A 17,857-nucleotide genomic window follows, 5' to 3' on the forward strand; every position below is an offset into this window, starting at 1 on the left:
TCGTCAGCTCTCCTGTGTTGTCGGGTGGAATGTCGGCGGCTCGGGCTTCCTCGGCCCGGCAGCCCATGAGACGAGGGGTAGCACTGCACCGTGAGCCAGGTGCGAGGCTCCCTGGCGAACCCGTTGCTCAGAGAGTTCCGCGGCCGCGTCCGCGGGTGTGGTCCGGTGGGTCCGGGCCGCGTGGAAGACCTGCCGGAGCGTGGCGGCGATGGCGGAGAGACGCTCGGTTAGCTGTTCCTCGGATTCCCTGCGCAGGTCGACACCGGTGGCGTGGATGACTCCTCCCGCGCCGACGACGACGTCCGGCGCCCAGAGGATTCCGCGTGCGGCGAGGAGGCGGGCGGTGGCCGGTTCGTCGAGTTGATTGTTGGCCGGGCCGGCGACGGCGGCGCACTGAAGCAGCGGCACCGTGCGGGCGGTCAGTAGGCCGCCGAGCGCGGCCGGCACGAGGATGTCGACCTCCATCGCGAGTGCGTTGTCCGGATCCATCCAGGTCGCGCCCAGCTCCGCGGCCAGGGCGCGGGCGGCCGGGTTGATGTCCGTCACGACGAGCCGCGCGCCAGCCCGGTTCAGGAGTTGGGCCACGTGGGCTCCGACCGCACCGAGGCCGATCACCCCGAAAGTCCGGCCGGCGAGCTCCGGTGAGCCGAAGGCCTCGTCGGCCACCGCGCCCAGTGCCGCGAGGGTGCCGCGCGCGGTGTGGAAAGAGGAGTCGCCGCTGCCTCCGTCCTCGACGGGCCGGCAGCAAACATGCGTGGTGCGTTCGCCGATCACGGACATGTCGGCCGGGCTGCTTCCCACGTCCGGGCCTGCGATGTAGCGGCCGCCGAGTGATTCGATCGCGTCGCCGAGGTCGTGGAGCAACGCGGTACGCCCCGCGCCGGTTATCCGAGTTGTGGTGGGGAGGGCGACGACCGCCTTCGCGCCGCCGTGGTCCAGACCGGCCAGCGCATTCTTCTCGGTCATCGCCGCCGCCAGCCGCAGCGCGTCCGCGATGGCGGCAGCGGGGTCGGGGTAGTGAGCGATCCGGCACCCGCCGGCGGCCGGGCCGAGCGCGGTCGAGTGGATCGCGATGGTGATCGCGAGGCCGCTGCGGCGGCCGCGCACGATCTGCACCAACTCGTGCGAAGGATCCGGGATGTGGTGGGCCAGAGCTTCCTTAAGTGCGGCTGTCATGGCGTGAAGCTAGCCGTTCCGACAGAGGTTACGACCATTGGCCGAATAGAGTTCGGTACCCGGGGTCATAATCGCCGCATGGACGAACTTGATTCGGCGATTGTCCGGCATCTGCAGCGCGATGCGCGGCAGTCCAACCGCGACCTAGCCCGCACCCTCGGCATCGCCCCGTCGACCTGCCTCGAACGCATCCGCGCACTGCGCGCCCGCGGAGTCATCACCGGCTACCATGCCGCTGTCGATTCGGCCGCCCTGAACCGCCACGTCCAAGCGCTCGTCCACTTTCAGATCCGCCCCCTCAGCCGGGCGGTCATCGAGGCGTTCAAGACCTATGCGGCCGGTTTGCCCGAGGTCAGCACGGTGTATGTCGTCACCGGCGGCGACGACATGATCGTGCACGTCTCCGTGCCCAGCGTGGACTACCTCCATGGCTTCCTCATGGACAAGTTCACCGAGCGCCGCGAAGTCGTCGGGTTCCGTACGTCTGTGATCTACCAACACACCCACAATCAGGTGCTCGCACCCCTCACACCTTGACCCACCAGGCGAGGCCCTGTGCCCGTTCGCCGGCCCCGGTGCTGATGATCCGTGCCCGTGGATAGCCGGCTCACTCGTCGGCGCCCTCGTCGTCATCGTCGAGCTCGACCGCGGCCGGCTCGCGTAAAGGTCGCAGGTTGCCGCCGGTCGGGGTAGAGGCGGGGAAGCTGTAGCGGCCGAGCACGTTGACGTTGCGGTGCTTGAGCGGGGAAAGGCGAGCGATGCCCTTGTCGTGGAGCTGGGCGACGGCGGCGTCGATGTACCCGGTGGTCCAGAGGACCACGGCGTTGAGGACCAGGCCGAGGGAGCTGAGCTGGTCCTCCATTCCGTCCCGGTACGCCTGGTGGATGGTGCCGCGCCTGCCGTGACACACGTCGCGGGCCAGCTTGTGCCGGGATTCCTGCACGGTGAGCTGCCGGTTCATCTGCCGGCGGTGGGTGTCGTCGATCGGGTCGAGGACGCGGAGCGGGTGTTCGGTCCGGGCGATCCGTCCGTACTCGGCGAACGCCTGCCCCAGCGGGGTGGGGGCCGGCCGACTGCTGGACAAGGCCCTGACCGAGGCCGGGACCGATCGGGACAGCACGTATGTCACCAATGCGGTGAGGCATTTCAGTTCACCCTCGCCGAAAGCGGCAATCGCCGAATCCACAAGGCGCCGGACCTGCGGGAGTTGACCCTTGCCGGCCCTGACTCCGGGCCGAGCTGCGCCTGATCCGGCCGGACGTGGTGGTGGCCCTCAGTGCGACGTCCGGGAAAGCGCTGCTCGGACGCTCGTTCCGGGGGACCAAGGACCGCCGAACACTGATCGTCGACGCGCTCGACGCGCAGCGGTGCACGGACTTCACCCTCGACGGCGAGGTCGTGGCCTTCTCGCGGGGCCGCACGGAATGCGCACGGAGTTCGCACGCCTCCAACAGCGCATGAGGCCGACCAGGCGCCGGGACATCGAGGCGACCGGTGTCGCCGTGACGTACTACGCCTTCGATGTGCTGCGATTGGAGGGCTCGGACACGAGGGCCCTGCCGCTGCGCACCGCAAGTTCCTGCTTCGCCGCGCCCTGACCTACCGCGCCCCATTGCGGATGACGTCCCACCGGAACGAAGGCGGCGCCGAGTCGCTGGCGAACGCCAGCACCCGCGGCTGGGAAGGGCTCATCGCCAAATGGGCGAACAGCCACTATCAACAAGGGCGTTCAACGGATTGGCTCAAGCTCAAGATCTCGCTTCTCGCTCACCAGGAGTTCGTCATCGGCGGTTTCACCGAACCGGTCGGCAGCCGGGTCGGGTTGGGTGCGCTGCTACTGGGCCACCACGAGGGCGAGCGACTCCGCTACGCGGACAAGGTCGGCACCGGCTTCGACCGCCGGAGCCTCCTCGATCTGCGCGCCCGGCTCGATGAACTGAGCACCACAGTGACGCCGTTCGCCGTTCGCCGACCGTGTCCGCGACGCGCGCCCCCACTGGGCCGAGCCCACTCTCGTCGCGCAGGTCGCCTTCACCGAGTGCACCCGCGCCCGCGACGGCATGTTGCGCCACCCGCGCTTTCTCGGGCTGCGTGACGACAAGGCCGCACGGGACGTCGTCCGTGAACGTCCCTCCACGCTCACGACGGGATGAACGTACTCATGACAGGCCCGCCAGCACCTGGTCCGGCGTCAAGGGCAGTTCGCGGTACCGGACACCTGTGGCGTGATGGACCGCGTTGCCGATGGCCGCCGCTGTACCGACGATCCCGATCTCACCGACGCCCTTGCTGCCCATCGGGTTGAGATGGGGATCGTCCTCGTCGATCCAGTGGGCCTCGACGGCGGGTACGTCGGCGTGGACTGGAACGTGGTAAGCCGCCAGGTCCGCCTCGGTGAAGTCACCGAACGCGGCATCCATGGTGCTGTTCTCGGTGAGGGCCATGCCGAGGCCCATCGTCATGCCGCCGATGAACTGCGAGCGGGCGGTGCGGGCGTTGAGGATGTGCCCCGCGGCGTACACGCCCAGCAGACGGCGGACCCGGACCTCCCCGGTGACCGTGTCGACGCTGACTTCGGCGAAGTGGGCGCCGAAGGCGTGCCGCGCGTAGCCGCTGTCGGCGTCCGCGCTCCCTTCTGTGTCGGCGCTCGCGGTGAGACCCGGCTCGGGCAGCTGTCCCGTGTGTTCCGCCAGACCCGCGCGCAGCCGGGTGCATGCCTCGTGAACCGCCCAGCCCCACGAGGCTGTGCCGGAGGAACCGCCGGCCAGTGGCGCTGATGGAAGGTCACTGTTCCCGATCTCGGTACGGACCCGTTCCAACGGGACGCCGAGCGCGTCGGCGGCGATCTGCGCGAGGACGGTGCGGGCTCCGGTGCCGATGTCGGTCGCGTTGACTCGTACCGTGAAGCTCCCGTCCGGCAGCGCCTGCGCCGTGGCGGTGGAGGGCTGAATCAGCACCGGGTAGACGGCGGCGGCCACGCCCGACCCCACGAGCAGAGGACCGGCAGAACGCAAACCTGGACGGGGGTCGCGGTGCGCCCAGTCGAAGCGCCGGGCACCCTCGCGCAGACACTCGACCAGGTGCCGACTACTGAAGGGCTTGCCACTGTCCGGCTCGGCGTCCGGCTCGTTCGCGATGCGCAGTTCGACCGGGTCCATGCCGAGCGCGGTCGCGAGTTCGTCCATGGCCGATTCCAGGGCGTACATGCCAGGTGCCTCGCCGGGCGCGCGCATCCAGGACGGGCTCGGAACGTCCAGCGGCACGACACGGTGGCTGGTACCGCTGTTGAGTGAGGCGTACATGACGCGGGCCGGTACGGCGGCCTGCTCGACGAACTCCTTGATACGGGACGTGTGGGTGGTGACCTCATGGAGGAGCGAGGTGAGGGAGCCGTGTTCGTCCGCGCCGAGGCGGACCCGGTGCAGGGTGGGTGCGCGATGGCCGACGAGGGCGGGCATGAGGCGGCGGGGGAGGGCCACCGTGACAGGGCGTCCGGTCTGGCGCGCCGCCATCGCGGCGAGCACCACGTGCGGGCGTGGCGTCCCCTTGGACCCGAAGCCGCCGCCGACGTGTTCGGATCCGACGACGACCCGGTCCTCGGGGAGCCGGAACAGTGCGGCAAGTGTCGCGCGTACGACTGTGCTGCCCTGGCTGGAGTCATGCACGACGAGCCGGCCGTCGTCGTCCCAGCGGGCGGTGGCCGCGTGCGGCTCCATGGGGTGGTTGTGCAGTGGTGGCACCCGGTAGGCGGTGTCGACGCTGACCGCGGCGGACGCGAACGCGCCCTCAGGGTCGCCGCGTTCCCGGAGCCCGGGGAATCCGCCGTTGGCCTTCTCGGGGATGTACGCCCCGGGATGGCTGTCCGTGAGCGTCACGTCATGGTCCCGCGCTTCGTATTCGACCCGGACCGCTGCGGCCCCGGCTCGGGCGGCTTCCAGCGTCTCGGCGACGACCAGGGCGATCGGCCAACCGCGGTGCGGCACACGGGAGTTCTGCAGGACGGCGAGCGTGGGATCGTCGCCGTCGGCGAGCTTGGGAGCGTTCTCGTGGGTGAGCACCGCGAGGACCCCGGGGGATCGCAGCGTGTCGTCGGTGTCGATCGCGCGGACCGAACCGCGGGCGATCGCGGCGGGGACGGTCCAGGCGTGCACCCGACCGGGGACGGTGTGCTCGGCGGCGTAACGGGCGCGGCCGGTGACCTTCTCCCGACCCTCGCGGCGCTCGGCGGGCGCGCCCAGCGCGGTGGGCGTGTAGGTCATGGAGTCCTCCTCGTGGTGCCGGTCTGGAAGGTCGGTCAGGTGCTGGTGGTCGGCGGTGCCAGCCGGGTCAGGGCATCCAGGGCGAGATTGCGGGCGAGACGCACCTTGTAGGCGTTGTCGTGCAAGGGCTGGGCGGCGGCGAGTTCGAGGTCCACGGCGCGCTCGAAGGCGGCGGTCGTGGGCGCGCAGCCCAGTAGTGCCTCCTCCGTACGCCGGGCGCGCCAGGGCCGGTGGGCGAGTGCGCCGAAAGCGATCCCGACGTGCTGGACGACACCGTCACCCGTCCGCAGCACCGCCGCGACGGAGGCGAGGGCGAAGGCGTACGAGGCGCGGTCCCGGGCTTTGCGGTAGAGGGACGGCAGCCCGGCGGTGGCGGCAGGCAGCACGACCGCGGTGATGAGTTCGCCGGGGCGGATCTCGGTGTCCCGCTCCGGGTGGTCACCGGGCAGGCGGTGGAACTCGGCGACGGGGACGGCGCGTTCGCCGTCCGTTCCGTGCAGTTCGATGTACGCGTCGAGGGCGGCCAGCGCGACGGCCATGTCGGAGGGGTTCGTGGCGATGCACTGCGGCGAATACCCGAGCACCGCGTGGTCTCGGTGGACGCCGTCCAGGGCGCCGCAGCCACTGCCCGGCTCCCGCTTGTTGCAGGGCTTGCCGGTGTCCTGGAAATAGGGGCAGCGGGTGCGCTGAAGAAGGTTGCCGCCGGTGGTGGCGACGTTGCGCAGTTGCCCGGAGGCTCCCGCGAGGAGCGCCTGTGAGAGCACCGGATAGCGGTCGCGGACCAAGGGGTGGGCCGCGAGGTCGCTGTTGCGGACGGTGGCCCCGATCCGCAGCGCGCCGTCGGGCATTTCCTTCACCGAGTCGAGGGGCAGCCGACTGACGTCGACGAGGGTGGTCGGCTGTTCCACGCCGAGTTTCATCAGATCCACGAGATTGGTGCCGCCGCCGAGATACCGGGCGCCTGGATGCGAGGCGTACGCGTCGGCCGCCCCCTCGACGCTGTCGGCGCGTACGTATGCGAAGGGCTTCATGGGATCACGTCCTCGACGGCTTCCACGATGTTCGGGTAGGCGCCGCAACGGCAGAGGTTGCCGCTGAGCCGCTCGCGGATCTCGTCCCGGCTCAGTGTTACGGGTGGCCCGGAGGGGGCGCCCGGATCGGTGACGTGGGAGGGATGACCTGCCTCGGCCTCGGCGATCGCGCCGACGGCGCTGCAGATCTGCCCCGGGGTGCAGTAGCCGCACTGAAAGGCGTCGCGGTCCAGGAAGGCGCGCTGGAGTGGATGGAGTCCCTCGCCGTCCCCGCCGAGTCCCTCGACGGTCGTGATGTCGCCGCCGTCGAGGGCGACGGCGGGCAGCAGACAGCTGTTGGCACGGCGGCCGTCGACCAGGACCGTGCAGGCGCCGCACTGGCCATGGTCACAGCCCTTCTTGGCACCGATGAGGTCGAGGTCCTCGCGGAGCACGTCCAGAAGCACCGAACGATGGTCGACGGTGAGCGTGTGCGGTTTGTCGTTCACCCGCAGAGTGACCTCCGAGTGGTACCGGTCGCGCCGGGCGGAAGTGCCGCGCGCGGGGTCGTCATGCATGGAAGACCTCCGGTGGATGTGGGTACAGGCCGGTGGACGGGGCGTTCGGGGAGGCAAGTCAGCAGCGCTACGGGGATACGTCGTCGTCCTCGTCCGGGATTCGATGGACGGCCGCCTCTTCCGCGGAGGCCGCGCCACCGTCGATGCCCACATCGCGGGCGAGCAGGCCGCTCTCGGTGTCCTCGTGTGCGCCCTCGTCCGGGGAAACCAGCCGGCCCGCCCGGTCCGCCCCCACCTCGCTGTCCAGTGGCTCGCCGGCCCCGCCTGCGAGGTCCCCCGTGGCGTCGTCCGCGCCCGGCTCTTCCAGCGCCGGATCCGCAAGCTCCTCAGTCAGCCTCTCGTCCAGGCTCTCGCCCTCGCGCTGCTCACGCGGGGTCGTGCCCTGGTGCTCCACCCCGAGCGGACGCTCGGGCGGTGACCAGCCTTCCTCGTAGGGGTCGCTGCCCCGGTCGGTGAGCGTGTCCTCCGGATCGAGGATGCCCTCGTCCTCACGGTCCTCGGGGCCTTCGGGCTGGTAGACCTCGTCACCCGCGACTTCCTTGTAATTCCCACTTCCCATGATGCGTGTACCTTTCGGATGGATTTAGGTGCCTTAAGTCCGCGTATCCAGGTCGGCCCGGTCCACACCTCTCGGCCTGCCGGAGCGTGGAGTGTGTGCGGGAGGCGAGGCGGGTACCCGGCTGTTCCCAGGGGGGAGGCCTGGACACCAAGGAGGCTCGTATGACCAGCACCACCGAAAGCGGCGGCCTCACGGGTACGCCGGACAAGGATTACAACCTGGTCTGGTACGTGGAGGCGTGCTTGAACAACGCGCTGCGTCTGGAGAAGTACATCGCGGATGCGGAGCGCGACAAGGACGCCGAGGTCGTGGATCTGTTCCGCAAGGCCCAGGCGGACAGCCGCAAGGGGGCCGAAATCGGCAACCGGCTGTTGCGTTCGCGGCTGGAAGGCGTCTGAGGAGTCCACGCGGCAAATTGACGGGCGGGGCGCGGCTCTTGCTTGTCCTTAGCCGACCGGGTCCGGCCATGAAACCGGTTGCCGATAAGGGTCGACTTCCTGATGCCGGGCGCGGCCCTGGGATGAGCCCATTCGGCTGTGGAGACTCTGACGCTGGAACCAGACCGGGCGGATGTGGCCCCCTTCCCGCTTGTTGAAGCCGATGGTGCCGCCGGAGCATGTCCCGCCCAGCTGAAATCGCCGCCGTCCAACGTGACAACGGGGAGCCGGGGGAGCGCCGCACAAAGCCCGATCGCCCTCGCCCAGTGTCCTTCTCGGACGCCGTGGCGGCGACGAGCGCGCCCGCACAGACCCGGCCGGGCAGTAAAGCCATCTGCTCCGTCCGCGACAGGGCCACGAGGACTGCCGGGGGAGCGCGTGCTGGGTGGCGGCGTAGGCGATGAAGCCCGGCCGCGCTCGGCGTCCTGCTCGGAGTCGGGGGCGTCGGCAGAGCGCGTCTGCCGCTGCCTTCCGCCCATCGACATCGAAATCGCACTCACCACCGAATGCTTGGCCCAGGCGCCTCGGAGGTGGTGCGGAGCGCGCTGTGGCCGTCGTGCCAGGCCCGAAGGAGTTCCGTGCTGAGCCGGTCCTCCAGCAGACTGGTCGCCTGGACGCCGAAGACGATGTCGGGCTCGAGGCGGGGCTCGCTCTCCAGGAGTCCGCCGATCACGTCGTGGCGTACGACTTGCTCGTGGACGGCGTCCGCCTCGACGTGTTCGTCGTAGAACCGTTCGGCGGCGGGGCCCGCGCCCAGGCGGCGCATGGCCTTGGCCAGTCGGCGTGAGCCCGGTGAGGACGTCACCTCGACGGTGGCGAAGTGCCCGACGAGCGCGCCGCGCAGAGCCCGGTGCAGCCCGAGCAGGGACATCAGATTGACGGTCGCGAGTGCCTCGGCGGGGGCTGCGTCGAGGTAATGGCCGTAGGCGGTCTCCAGACCGAGGTCTTCCATGAGGTCGGCGAAGAGCCGGGCATGGATGTCGTCCGATCGCCCGGCGCCGAACTCGTCGAACTCGACCGCTACCATCGCCGCTTTGGCACGGCCGTACAGGCGGGGGATGACCCAGGCGTGCGGATCCGCCTCCTTGAGGTGGTAGAGCGAGCGCAGCGCCGCATACTCCCTGAGCTGGCGCAGTCCGCCCTCGCGCTGCAAGTAGTGCGTGACACTCGTGCCGGGGTCGCCGACGGGCTCGACCAGCAGTTCGTCGAGGGCCTGCCGTGCCGGCATCGGGCCCGGGACGTCGGCGCGCAGGGCGGTGAGGAAGCGTTGTTCGAGTGTGCGGCGCAAGGTCAGGAGGTCCGGGTCCCACTCGCGGCTGTCGTGGACGCCGTCGAAGCCCTGGTAGTGGAGTTCGTACAGGACGTAGAGGGCGAGCTGTACGTCGTCCCCGTAGGGATCGGCACTCGCTGTCTCCTGCGGCGGCGGCGCGTCTCCATTGCGCAGTGCGGAGACGACAGCGGAGGAGAGCACGCCGCGCGGCGAGGGCAGGGGCGGGCTCTTGAGCCGGGACTCCTGGTGGGCGGACATCACACGGTTCCTTTCGCCACGGGCCCTGTTTCCTCGGCGGCGGTCTGTGCGGCGACGGCCGGAGAGTGGCACGTCCCGCCGCCGGGCTCCTGGCTGTCCGGCTCCCGACCGCCCGGCTTCTCGCGTCGGCGGTGACTGGTGTCGCACCAGGGGTAGGTGCGGCTGCGTCGGCAGGTGCAGACCGCCACGGTGAACCGTCGTGAGACGGTGACGCTGCCGTCGTCCGCGACCACCTCGACCGGCCCCTCCACGAGCAGCGGCCCGTCGGGGTCGACCCTGACGCGGCGCGGACGCTCAGGCGTGTTCGGCACGGATGACCACCACTTCTTCCAGGTCTTCGTCGGTCAGTAGCCCTTCGCGGCGCAGCCAGGGCAGCCGGGACCGTAGGACCGGTCCGAACGGGATCAGCGCGCGATCGGTGACCGTCGCCGCCATCCCGGCCTTCGCGAGCCGTTCGAGAGTGGCTTCGGCGTCGCAGAGGCCCGAGTGCACGACGAGCAGGACACCGGAGCGCCGCAGCGCCGAGGGCGCTGCGTCACAGATCCGGTTAACAAGCGCGCGGCCGTCGCGCCCCGCGTCCCAGGAGCGCGCCGCGCCCCGTCGGGGCAGACGGTCGAGCGGGGAGGGGACGTACGGGGGATTGCTCACGATCACATCGAAGGAGTGGCCCGGGACGGCGGCCGTCAGATCGCCGCGCCGTACGGCGACGCGCTGCCGGGAGAGCGTCGCGTTCACGCGTGTTGTCAGCACCGCGCGCCAGGAGATGTCCACGGCCGTCACCCGCGCTCCCCGTCGCGCCGCCGCCACGGCGAGGGCCCCGGTCCCTGTTCCCAGATCCAGTACCTCCGATCCGGGCGGCAGGCCCTCCCGGTACAGTGCCCGCACCAGGAGCCGGGTGTCGTGCTGGGGCCGGTACACGCCGGGCGGCGCGATCAGACGGGCCGGGGCAGGGAGCGGGAGCGTTTCGGCGGTCATGCGCACCTCCGTGTGTGAGCACCTCGTGTGACGACTCGCTTCACTCCTGTCCCACCCTTCGCTCATCAGGAGCCCTCACCATTCGGTCCGTGGCGTCGGGTGATCAGGCGGAGACAATCAGGAGCGGGCGACGAGGCAGTGGCCGTGGTGATGCGTTACGCGTAGAGGGCTTCGGCGTCGCAGGCATCCCGTGAGCAACTCGGATCTCCTTCCGCACCAGTGTCTGGTGTGCTCCGAGTGCCCTGAAGCCGGTGATCCAATCGGTGATCCACCCCTTGTCCGGACCACAGCGGGGGTGGGCGCGCGAGGACAGGGGGAGCGACGCCGCTGTTTGCAACGCCCTCTGTCCGGTCGCGCACCTATGACGCCTTCTGTGCCGCGATCCTCCACGGCGAGGTTCTGGAGTGGGCTTCGGCCCGGTTCGGGCGCTGCGAAGACCAGCGCGTCGGGCGGGAGGCCGTACTGCGGAGCCGGGGAGACGGTGGCGTCGTCCCCGGCCCTGCGATCGGGGCACCACGGTGATTCGCCGGTCGTGCCCTCGCTGCCTGACATGGCGCTGAAGCCGCGGGACGGGCGTGACATGGATTCTGTCCCTGTGGGAACTCGGAAACCTCCGAAGCCATGACGCATCAATAGGCCCGTCGGCCGGTGTAGGCGCTGCACCGCGGTGGCCTTGAGCACCGCACCTCTTCTTCGAAGGGCACGTCGAGATGCACTCGTCCACGGATCGGTCGCGAGCCGCCGTGATCGACGGTCTCCCGAAGAGCCGGTTCATGCCCGAGAAGGGGGTCGGCGGTCCAGCGAAGAACGAGAAAGGCAATGCCCATGACGGACACCGGTCACCAGAACCCTGTCGAGCGTCATCCTCGGCCGGACTTCCCGTCGCAGGACCAGCAGCATCCGGGGTGGACCGGCCCGATGGATCCGCCGCCGGACCACGGCGAGGACTCCTATCAGGGCAGCGGGCAGCTGGCGGACCGGAAGGCCGTCCTGACCGGCGGCGATTCGGGCATAGGGCGGGCCGTCGCCCTCGCCTACGCACGCGAGGGCGCGGACGTCTTGTTCACCTACCTGCCCGAGGAAGCCGAGGAGGCCCGCCAGACCGCTCGCCTCGTTGAGGAGGCAGGCCGTAAGGCGATCGCGGTGCCCTGCGACATCCGGGAGGAGGAGGAGTGCCGCCAGCTTGTCGAACGCGCGGTGGCGGAGTTCGGGCACATCGACATTCTGGTCAACAACGCCGCGTACCAGATGTCGCAGTCCGAGGGCATCGGCGCCATCTCCACCGAGCAGTTCGAGCGGGTGGTGCGAACGAATCTCTACGGCATGTTCTGGCTGTGCAAGCTGGCCCTGCCGCACATCCCCGCGGGCGGCTCGGTCATCAACACCACGTCGGTGCAGGCCTATAAGCCGAGCCCGCACCTCCTCGACTACGCAATGACCAAGGGTGCGATTGTGACGTTCACTCAGGGCTTGGCGCAGATGGTCGCCTCCGACGGGATCCGCGTGAACGCGGTGGCCCCCGGCCCGGTCTGGACACCGCTGATTCCCGCGACCATGCCTGACACCACCGAGTTCGGGAAGCAGGCGCCGCTGGGTCGGCCTGCCCAGCCCGCCGAAATGGCCCCCGCCTATGTCTTCCTCGCCTCCCAGCGAGCGAGCTTCATCACCGCGGAGATCATGAACGCCACTGGGGGCACGCCCCTGCCCTGACGCCACCGGCGGCACGTCCCTGCCCCGCCCGCAGACGGACACTCTGACGGCGGCCATCCCCCGCCTCAAGAAGGCCGACCGGACGCTGCGTTCGCAACACGCGGCCGAGCGACAGGAGGCGCGCGCAACCTTCGCCGCCTACGCCAACCCCATCCAGACTCTGAGCCTGCGAAACGCCGAACTCGAAGCGGAAAATGCCCATTCCGGCGGCGGCATTCGAGGCGTCACGGGGAGAGAGGCCACGAAGCCGCCGTGGTGGAGAGCTTCGCGCAGGGTTGAACTCGGGCGCCTGATCGGGGTGCCAGTCGGGCGCGAGGACGGTGGTGTAACGGCCGGTGCTGCCACGGCAAGCGCGGACAGATCATGCAATGAGCGTCGCAGCTTCCGGGGCGGGTGTCCGTCTGGGGTGCAGGGCCGGCGATCTGCGGCTGCGCCATATGGGCGGGCATGACCGGAAGCGATGCCGCGTGCAGGCAGCGGCGGGGATCGAGGGCCCCGGTTGCGTGCCCGCCGGGATGGTGTGTCAGAGCACGGCGAGTCGGTCCACCAGGAGCTCCACCCTCTGTTCGGTGTCCTCCGGCGGGAGCCGTCCCGCCCGGGTCAGGGTCGCAAGACCGTGCAGGGACGCCCAGAACACCTCGGTGAACAGCCCCGGGTGGACGCCGTCCCCGGCGACCTCGCCCAGGCTCTCCAGCAGCGCGGCGAAGGCGTCCTTGAGAGGTTCCGGGGTGTCCTCGTCCGCGAACGCCAGGCCGCCGTCGAGCTGGAACATGGCGTCGTAGACCGCCGGATGCCGCTCGGCGAAGTCGAGGTAGGCGCGGGCGAGGGCGTACACCCGGGCGCGCGGGCCGTCGGCGGCGGCGGTCGCGGCCCGCACCGCCGCGGCCATCTCGGTGGCGCCCTCTAGGGCAACGGCGCCGATGATCTCCCGTTTGCCGCGGAAGTGGCTGTAGAGGACGGGCTGGCTGTACTCGATGCGCTCGGCGAGCCGGCGAGTGGTGACCGCTTCCCAGCCCTTCTGCTCGGCGAGTTCGCGGGCCGTCGCCACGATGAGGCGCTCGCGGTCCGCCCGTTCGCGCTGCTTGCGTTCCTGTACCGACATAACCCGATCCTAGCATCGCTAGACAATCGAGCGGCAGTAGTACTAGCGTAGCCTCGTCAGCTAGCAGCGCTAGATCCTGGAGGGGTCGGCATGCTCAACGCATTCGAGGTCTTCACCACCGTGGTCGTCGGCCTGATGGTGGGGGTCGAGTTCTCCGTCGCCTTCGTCATCAACCGGATCCTCGACGCCCTCCCCGAGGACAGTGGCCAGCTCGGCCGCGCCCACGGGGGCCGGATGCTCGGCGCCCTGATGCCGGTCTGGTACATCGGCTCGCTCGTCCTCGTCGCGCTCTGGGCCGTCGCCGGAGGGGACCGCCACGGCGCCGGCCTAGTCGTCACCGCCGGCGCGCTTCTGATCCTCAGCGTGATCATGTCGCTCCTGCTGCTCGTCCCGATCAACAACCGGAACAAGACGTGGACCCCCGAGAACCGGCCCGCCGACTGGAAGCAGCAGATGAACCGCTGGGACCGCTTCCACTACGTCCGCGTCGCCGTCATCATCGCCGCCTTCGCCCTGCTCGTCGCCGCCCTCGCCTGAGCCCGTGGGATCAGACGCCCAGTGCTTCGGTGCCCGCGACACCCACTGACCGATAGCGAGAGGAAGTACCGAAAATGGCCAAGCTGCAGAGTCTCGACCCGCACACGCCGATGTTCGCGCAGTTCAAGGAAAAGACCGGGCCCGTTGTCCTGGCCAACACCTTCTTCGTCCCGAAGGAGAGGACCGAATCGTTCCTGGCCCTCTTCCGGAGGCAGGCCGAGTTCATGAAGGCTCAGCCGGGATTCGTCTCCCTGGAGATGCACAAGGGAACGGCGGACAGTCAGCTGCTGATGAACGTCGCGGTCTGGGAGTCGACCGAGGCGCTCGCCACGGCGTTCGGCAGCCCGGAGTTCCAGCGCATGGCGGCCGAGTTCCCCGACGACATCGTGTCGTACCCGCACATCTTCGAGCAGATCGACGCGTGAGACGGCAGCTGTAGCCGGGGGAGGGCAGCCGGAGAAGCCCCTGCCCTCCCCCGGGCAGTCACGCATCCGCACCCTGCCGGGTTGCCAAGACCGCCGACCAACCCGCCGCATACGGCATGTCCCCGACAAGGAGTTCCTATGGCCGTGGAACTGAATCACACCGTCATCCCAGCCCTTGACCCGCAAGCCTCGGCGCAGTTCCTGGCGGGCATCCTCGGCCTGAGTGTCGATCCGCCGGTGGCGCACTTCACGCCGGTCACGCTGGCCAACCAGGTCAGCCTGGACTACGACCAGCTGGACGACTTCGAGCCACACCACTACGCGTTCATGGTCAGCGAGGAAGAGTTCGACGCCGCCCTCGCCCGTATCCAGGACGGTGGAATCACCCACTACGCCGATCCCGCATGCCAAGAGGACGGGCAGATCTACCGCGGCGAGCGCACCGAAGGCCGCAGGGGAACCTACTTTCGCGACCCCGACGGACATCTCATGGAAATCCTCACCCCGGGCGGTGCCAGGTCGTGAGGCCGGTGGCGGCTCAGCGGATCACGCCCTCGTTGGTGATGGCGGTATTGCGTTCGCAGCCGCGGTGATGCGGCGATGCCGGTCAGCCACGTCAGTGTCCGTTCTCCCCGTCTCCAGGGCAGCGCTGCGAAGCGCTTCTGGTGTGCGGGTCTACGGATGCCCCCGAGTGTGGCGGTTTTGTCCGGCCAGCCCGCACCGGTCCGCGTCATCTGGCACGTCACGGGCCGCCCCAGCCACGCCCGCCACATCCGCCACATCCGCCGCGTCCGCGGCTGAACCCCGCCCCACCGAGCCCCAACGTCCAAGGAGAAGAACCATGTCGCTGAAGAACGTCAACACCGTGCTGGCCACCGCCATCACCCTGTTCGTCCTCTATCTCGGGCTGTCCTTCATCCTGACCCCCGAGACTTCCACTCCGGGCGTCGGCCTACCGGACTGGCCCGCCGGCGACGGCGGCGGCTTCCTTGTCATGAAGGGCATCCGCGAATTCGCGATGGGCCTGGTCATCGCCATCCTGCTGGTGACGGGCCACCGCCGCGCCCTGGGCTGGGTCCTGCTGATGGAGGCCGTCGCCCCGTTCGGCGACATGATCAACGTCCTGGCCCACCACGGCTCCATCGCCGCCGCGTTCGGCATACACGGCCTGACCTCGGCGCTGATCGCGATCACCGGCCTGCTGACCCTCCGCGAGACCCGCAAGGCCGACAAGGCCCCCACCCCAGCGCCCGCCGCGCAGCCCGCCTGACAGTTGCATGCCCAACGGGGGTGGCCCGGTCTCATGGCCTGGCCGCCCCTTATCTGTCAGCGCCCGCGGGGAAAGGCCAGGCAGACGATCCTCTTCCAGTAAGCGACGGCCTGACGGCTGAGGCGGCCTGTCCCAAGGTGCCCCGGCTCGCCAAGCTCCTGCGCGTGACCGCCCCCGCCGCCTGCGGGCCCTGCCAGCCGTGGCGCTCCGGCACCCCGGTTCCGCTCGTGCTGGAGACCGTGTACTGGGACGCTGGCACGGCCCGTCTGCTGCCGAGACAGCTCAAGGCCGCGCCCGAGGCCCGGTGTTCGTCGCCCGCCGCCGCCCAGGTCCCGGCAAAGTGGTCGGCCCGCGCGACGTCTGCCCGTACACCGGCCTTGTCCGGCTCTCCTACGGGCAGGTCCGCACTGCTGGACGAGCACACCGCGGTCCACGAGCCCGGGACGGGCTGGGACCTGCACGAGTGGCGCCACTCCGGGCTGACGCACCTCGCGAAGCCGGGGCGAGCCTGCTGATACTGATGGCCAAGTCGAGGCACAAGAAGACGAAGAACGTCCGCCGCTACTGCTCGCACCTGGCACCAGCGTCCGCTGAGCGCAGGGGACGGCTTCGTGGGTCCGACGCCCGGCACCCCGGATCATCCGACGATGTCGCGGAGGATCGCTGACTTTCGGTGCTGTCCGCCGCGCGTCCTGCTCAGCTGGTCACAGGCCGTTGGTGGCCGCCAGGGCGAGGACGGCGGGCAGGTCGTGGGCGGGGCGGCGGGCGGCGATGTAGCCGTCGGGGCGGATGAGGACGAGTTCGTCGCCGGTGACCCGGTAGGCGTGGTGGGCGAGGTCGTCGGTGTCGATGACGGTGTCGGCGCCGGTGGCGGTCGGGTCGGTGGTCACTCGGAAGGTGCGCGGGCTGTCCGGGGTCTGCTGGACGGTGGTGCTTCCGAAGGAGAGCAGGGTCCACTGGGGGCCGCGCAGCAGGTCGAACAGGCGGGTGGGGCGGCCGGTGTCGGCGTTGCGGCAGGGTGCGTCGGGGGATCGGACTCCGGCTCCGGGGCCGTGGGTGAGCGGGCTGTCGGCGTAGGCGATGCCCAGGCCGGTGGTGTGCTCGTCGGTGAGTCCCTGCTGGGCGGAGGGGCCGTGGTTCTCGCCTGCCGCGCGCATCACGTTGCCGAGGCGGGTGGTGCTGTCGTCCAGGACGTTGCGGGCGACGGGGCGGCGCTCGTGCTCGTAGGTGTCGAGCAGGGCCGGGTCGGCGCCGTCGAGGAGGGCGGCGAGCTTCCAGCCGAGGTTGTAGGCGTCCTGGATGCCGGTGTTCATGCCCTGACCGCCCGCCGGGGAGTGGATGTGGGCGGCGTCGCCGGCCAGGAGGATCCGCCCGGAGCGGTAGTGGCCGGCCAGGACCACGTTGATCCGGTAGAGGGAGAGCCAGGCGACGTCCTGGATGACCACGCCGGGTACTGCGGCGCGCTCGGCGAAGATGCGGCGGAACAGCTCCAGGGACGGCTCCTCGGGCTCGGCCCGGTCGGCGGGGATGGACGCCTGGAACTGCCACAGGTCGGTGCCGGGCAGGGGGAACAGGGACAGCAGGCCGTTCTCCTTGCTGGTCCACAGGTGCTGGCAGTGGCGGGAGAGGCCGGTGACGCGGACGTCGCCCAGATGCCAGCGCTGGTCGGTCAGGGAGGTGCCGTGCAGTTCGATGCCGGCCAGTGTGCGGACGGTGCTGCGTCCGCCGTCGGCGCCGACGGCGTAGCGGGCGTGGACGGTGCGGCCGCCCGCGTCGGGCTCGGCTGTGGTCTCGATGGTGGCGGTGACGCCGTCGTCGTCCTGCTGGAGGTCGGTGACCTCACTGCCCCAGTGGATGGTTCCGCCGAGCTCGGTGAGGCGGTCGCGCAGGATCTGCTCGAACCGCGGCTGGGAGAGCCAGACCGGCGGGTAGGGGGCATCCGTGGTGTGCACCCCTCCGGCGAGCTCCACCGCCTCGGAGACCACCAGGTCGCGGTCGTAGCGACGGGTGGGGACGTTCACCCGGCCCTCGGTCAAGACGCGCACGGCCACGCCGAGGTCGTCGGCGACCTCCATGGTGCGGGGCTGGATGGTCTTGGCGCGGGAGGCGGTGCTGGGCGTGGTGGAGCGTTCCAGGAGGAGGAAGCTGACGCCGCGTCGGGCCAGGTCGCAGGCCAGGGTCAGGCCTGTGGGGCCAGCGCCGATGATCAGGACGTCGGTCGTGGTCACGTTCGCGGTGGTGGGAGTGGCCTCGTTCATGGCGTTGATTACCTACCTTAGGTATCATGTTTG

Annotated in this window: 20 protein-coding genes and 4 pseudogenes; 12 read left to right on the plus strand and 12 right to left on the minus strand. The window is 70.1% G+C overall.

All coding sequences use genetic code 11. The annotated features are described in order from the left end of the window. Positions 1 to 3: 3 nt before the first annotated feature. Positions 4 to 1,176 carry a Glu/Leu/Phe/Val dehydrogenase dimerization domain-containing protein gene (locus ACIPC1_RS12920; protein WP_402516153.1) on the minus strand — a complete coding sequence of 391 codons (1,173 nt, stop codon included), beginning with the start codon at positions 1,174 to 1,176 and terminating at the stop codon, positions 4 to 6. A gap of 78 nt (positions 1,177 to 1,254) precedes the next feature. On the opposite strand from ACIPC1_RS12920, the gene ACIPC1_RS12925 reads away from it, so the two are divergent. Further along, positions 1,255 to 1,713 (plus strand): Lrp/AsnC family transcriptional regulator, encoded by a 459-nt coding sequence (locus ACIPC1_RS12925; RefSeq protein ID WP_384387936.1) that lies wholly within the window; start codon positions 1,255 to 1,257, stop codon positions 1,711 to 1,713. A 70-nt stretch (positions 1,714 to 1,783) separates the two neighbouring features. Here ACIPC1_RS12925 and ACIPC1_RS12930 read toward each other — a convergent pair. Then, positions 1,784 to 2,239, minus strand: a pseudogene (locus ACIPC1_RS12930) (Tn3 family transposase); the annotation flags it as partial. Positions 2,240 to 2,442: 203 nt separating this feature from the next. Between ACIPC1_RS12930 and ACIPC1_RS12935 the strand changes: the two are divergent. From ACIPC1_RS12935 to ACIPC1_RS12945, 3 genes and pseudogenes are all read left to right on the plus strand, one after another. After that, complete coding sequence (locus ACIPC1_RS12935) at positions 2,443 to 2,637, plus strand: hypothetical protein (RefSeq protein WP_402516154.1); 195 nt, start codon at positions 2,443 to 2,445, stop codon at positions 2,635 to 2,637. After that, a complete protein-coding gene (locus ACIPC1_RS12940; RefSeq protein WP_402516156.1) occupies positions 2,634 to 2,774 on the plus strand; it encodes a hypothetical protein in 141 nt (46 codons plus the stop codon). Before ACIPC1_RS12935 ends, ACIPC1_RS12940 begins: the two co-directional genes overlap by 4 nt. A gap of 20 nt (positions 2,775 to 2,794) precedes the next feature. Next, positions 2,795 to 3,064, plus strand: a pseudogene (locus tag ACIPC1_RS12945) (ATP-dependent DNA ligase); the annotation flags it as partial. Here ACIPC1_RS12945 and ACIPC1_RS12950 read toward each other — a convergent pair. Continuing rightward, a complete protein-coding gene (locus tag ACIPC1_RS12950) occupies positions 3,011 to 3,238 on the minus strand; it encodes a hypothetical protein (protein ID WP_402516328.1) in 228 nt (75 codons plus the stop codon). The pseudogene ACIPC1_RS12945 and the gene ACIPC1_RS12950 sit on opposite strands and share 54 nt — an antisense overlap. On the opposite strand from ACIPC1_RS12950, the pseudogene ACIPC1_RS12955 reads away from it, so the two are divergent. Further along, positions 3,192 to 3,329 (plus strand): annotated as a pseudogene (locus tag ACIPC1_RS12955) (hypothetical protein); the annotation flags it as partial. The gene ACIPC1_RS12950 and the pseudogene ACIPC1_RS12955 overlap by 47 nt on opposite strands. Positions 3,330 to 3,335: 6 nt before the next feature. On the opposite strand, the gene ACIPC1_RS12960 reads toward ACIPC1_RS12955, so the two are convergent. The 4 genes from ACIPC1_RS12960 to ACIPC1_RS12975 form a co-directional block, all read right to left on the minus strand. Further along, positions 3,336 to 5,435: a xanthine dehydrogenase family protein molybdopterin-binding subunit gene (locus tag ACIPC1_RS12960; protein WP_402516158.1), complete on the minus strand. Its 2,100-nt coding sequence runs from the start codon at positions 5,433 to 5,435 to the stop codon at positions 3,336 to 3,338. A 35-nt stretch (positions 5,436 to 5,470) separates the two neighbouring features. Further along, complete coding sequence (locus ACIPC1_RS12965) at positions 5,471 to 6,466, minus strand: FAD binding domain-containing protein (RefSeq protein WP_402516159.1); 996 nt, start codon at positions 6,464 to 6,466, stop codon at positions 5,471 to 5,473. Beyond that, complete coding sequence (locus ACIPC1_RS12970) at positions 6,463 to 7,023, minus strand: 2Fe-2S iron-sulfur cluster-binding protein (RefSeq protein WP_384387953.1); 561 nt, start codon at positions 7,021 to 7,023, stop codon at positions 6,463 to 6,465. The genes ACIPC1_RS12965 and ACIPC1_RS12970 overlap by 4 nt, the downstream gene beginning before the upstream one ends. Positions 7,024 to 7,090: 67 nt before the next feature. After that, complete coding sequence (locus tag ACIPC1_RS12975) at positions 7,091 to 7,582, minus strand: DUF5709 domain-containing protein (RefSeq protein ID WP_402516161.1); 492 nt, start codon at positions 7,580 to 7,582, stop codon at positions 7,091 to 7,093. Between the two features lie 161 nt (positions 7,583 to 7,743). Here ACIPC1_RS12975 and ACIPC1_RS12980 point away from each other — a divergent pair, with 161 nt between their 5' ends. After that, positions 7,744 to 7,980 carry a hypothetical protein gene (locus tag ACIPC1_RS12980; RefSeq protein ID WP_402516163.1) on the plus strand — a complete coding sequence of 79 codons (237 nt, stop codon included), beginning with the start codon at positions 7,744 to 7,746 and terminating at the stop codon, positions 7,978 to 7,980. A 535-nt stretch (positions 7,981 to 8,515) separates the two neighbouring features. Here ACIPC1_RS12980 and ACIPC1_RS12985 read toward each other — a convergent pair. From ACIPC1_RS12985 to ACIPC1_RS12995, 3 genes are read right to left on the minus strand one after another with little or no spacing between them, the layout of a single operon-like run. Next, positions 8,516 to 9,547, minus strand: a complete 1,032-nt coding sequence (locus ACIPC1_RS12985; RefSeq protein WP_402516166.1) for an iron-containing redox enzyme family protein — start codon at positions 9,545 to 9,547, stop codon at positions 8,516 to 8,518. Beyond that, positions 9,547 to 9,858, minus strand: a complete 312-nt coding sequence (locus ACIPC1_RS12990) for a CDGSH iron-sulfur domain-containing protein (RefSeq protein WP_402516168.1) — start codon at positions 9,856 to 9,858, stop codon at positions 9,547 to 9,549. The genes ACIPC1_RS12985 and ACIPC1_RS12990 overlap by 1 nt, the downstream gene beginning before the upstream one ends. Further along, positions 9,842 to 10,522, minus strand: a complete 681-nt coding sequence (locus ACIPC1_RS12995) for a HemK2/MTQ2 family protein methyltransferase (protein ID WP_402516170.1) — start codon at positions 10,520 to 10,522, stop codon at positions 9,842 to 9,844. Before ACIPC1_RS12995 ends, ACIPC1_RS12990 begins: the two co-directional genes overlap by 17 nt. Before the next feature lie 825 nt (positions 10,523 to 11,347). Here ACIPC1_RS12995 and ACIPC1_RS13000 point away from each other — a divergent pair. Next, the gene (locus ACIPC1_RS13000) at positions 11,348 to 12,232 is read left to right on the plus strand and encodes an SDR family oxidoreductase (protein WP_402516173.1); all 885 of its coding nucleotides are present in this window, start codon (positions 11,348 to 11,350) and stop codon (positions 12,230 to 12,232) included. Positions 12,233 to 12,755: 523 nt separating this feature from the next. Here ACIPC1_RS13000 and ACIPC1_RS13005 read toward each other — a convergent pair. Continuing rightward, positions 12,756 to 13,334, minus strand: coding sequence for a TetR/AcrR family transcriptional regulator (locus ACIPC1_RS13005; protein WP_402516176.1), 579 nt, complete (start codon positions 13,332 to 13,334; stop codon positions 12,756 to 12,758). A 90-nt stretch (positions 13,335 to 13,424) separates the two neighbouring features. Here ACIPC1_RS13005 and ACIPC1_RS13010 point away from each other — a divergent pair, with 90 nt between their 5' ends. The 5 genes and pseudogenes from ACIPC1_RS13010 to ACIPC1_RS13030 all read left to right on the plus strand — a co-directional run. Continuing rightward, on the plus strand, positions 13,425 to 13,871 hold the full coding sequence (locus ACIPC1_RS13010; RefSeq protein WP_402516179.1) for an anthrone oxygenase family protein: 447 nt from the start codon (positions 13,425 to 13,427) through the stop codon (positions 13,869 to 13,871). Positions 13,872 to 13,945: 74 nt separating this feature from the next. Further along, entirely contained in the window at positions 13,946 to 14,296 is a 351-nt protein-coding gene (locus ACIPC1_RS13015; RefSeq protein WP_402516181.1) for an antibiotic biosynthesis monooxygenase family protein, read from the plus strand. A 138-nt stretch (positions 14,297 to 14,434) separates the two neighbouring features. Further along, positions 14,435 to 14,821, plus strand: coding sequence for a VOC family protein (locus tag ACIPC1_RS13020; protein WP_402516184.1), 387 nt, complete (start codon positions 14,435 to 14,437; stop codon positions 14,819 to 14,821). A 316-nt stretch (positions 14,822 to 15,137) separates the two neighbouring features. Continuing rightward, a complete protein-coding gene (locus ACIPC1_RS13025; protein ID WP_402516187.1) occupies positions 15,138 to 15,566 on the plus strand; it encodes a DUF4267 domain-containing protein in 429 nt (142 codons plus the stop codon). Between the two features lie 227 nt (positions 15,567 to 15,793). After that, positions 15,794 to 16,233 (plus strand): annotated as a pseudogene (locus ACIPC1_RS13030) (site-specific integrase); the annotation flags it as partial. Between the two features lie 37 nt (positions 16,234 to 16,270). Here ACIPC1_RS13030 and ACIPC1_RS13035 read toward each other — a convergent pair. After that, on the minus strand, positions 16,271 to 17,824 hold the full coding sequence (locus tag ACIPC1_RS13035) for an FAD-dependent oxidoreductase (protein ID WP_402516190.1): 1,554 nt from the start codon (positions 17,822 to 17,824) through the stop codon (positions 16,271 to 16,273). Positions 17,825 to 17,857: the final 33 nt, after the last annotated feature.

The sequence above is a fragment of the Streptomyces sp. NPDC087263 genome (assembly GCF_044744645.1).
Taxonomy (GTDB): domain Bacteria; phylum Actinomycetota; class Actinomycetes; order Streptomycetales; family Streptomycetaceae; genus Streptomyces.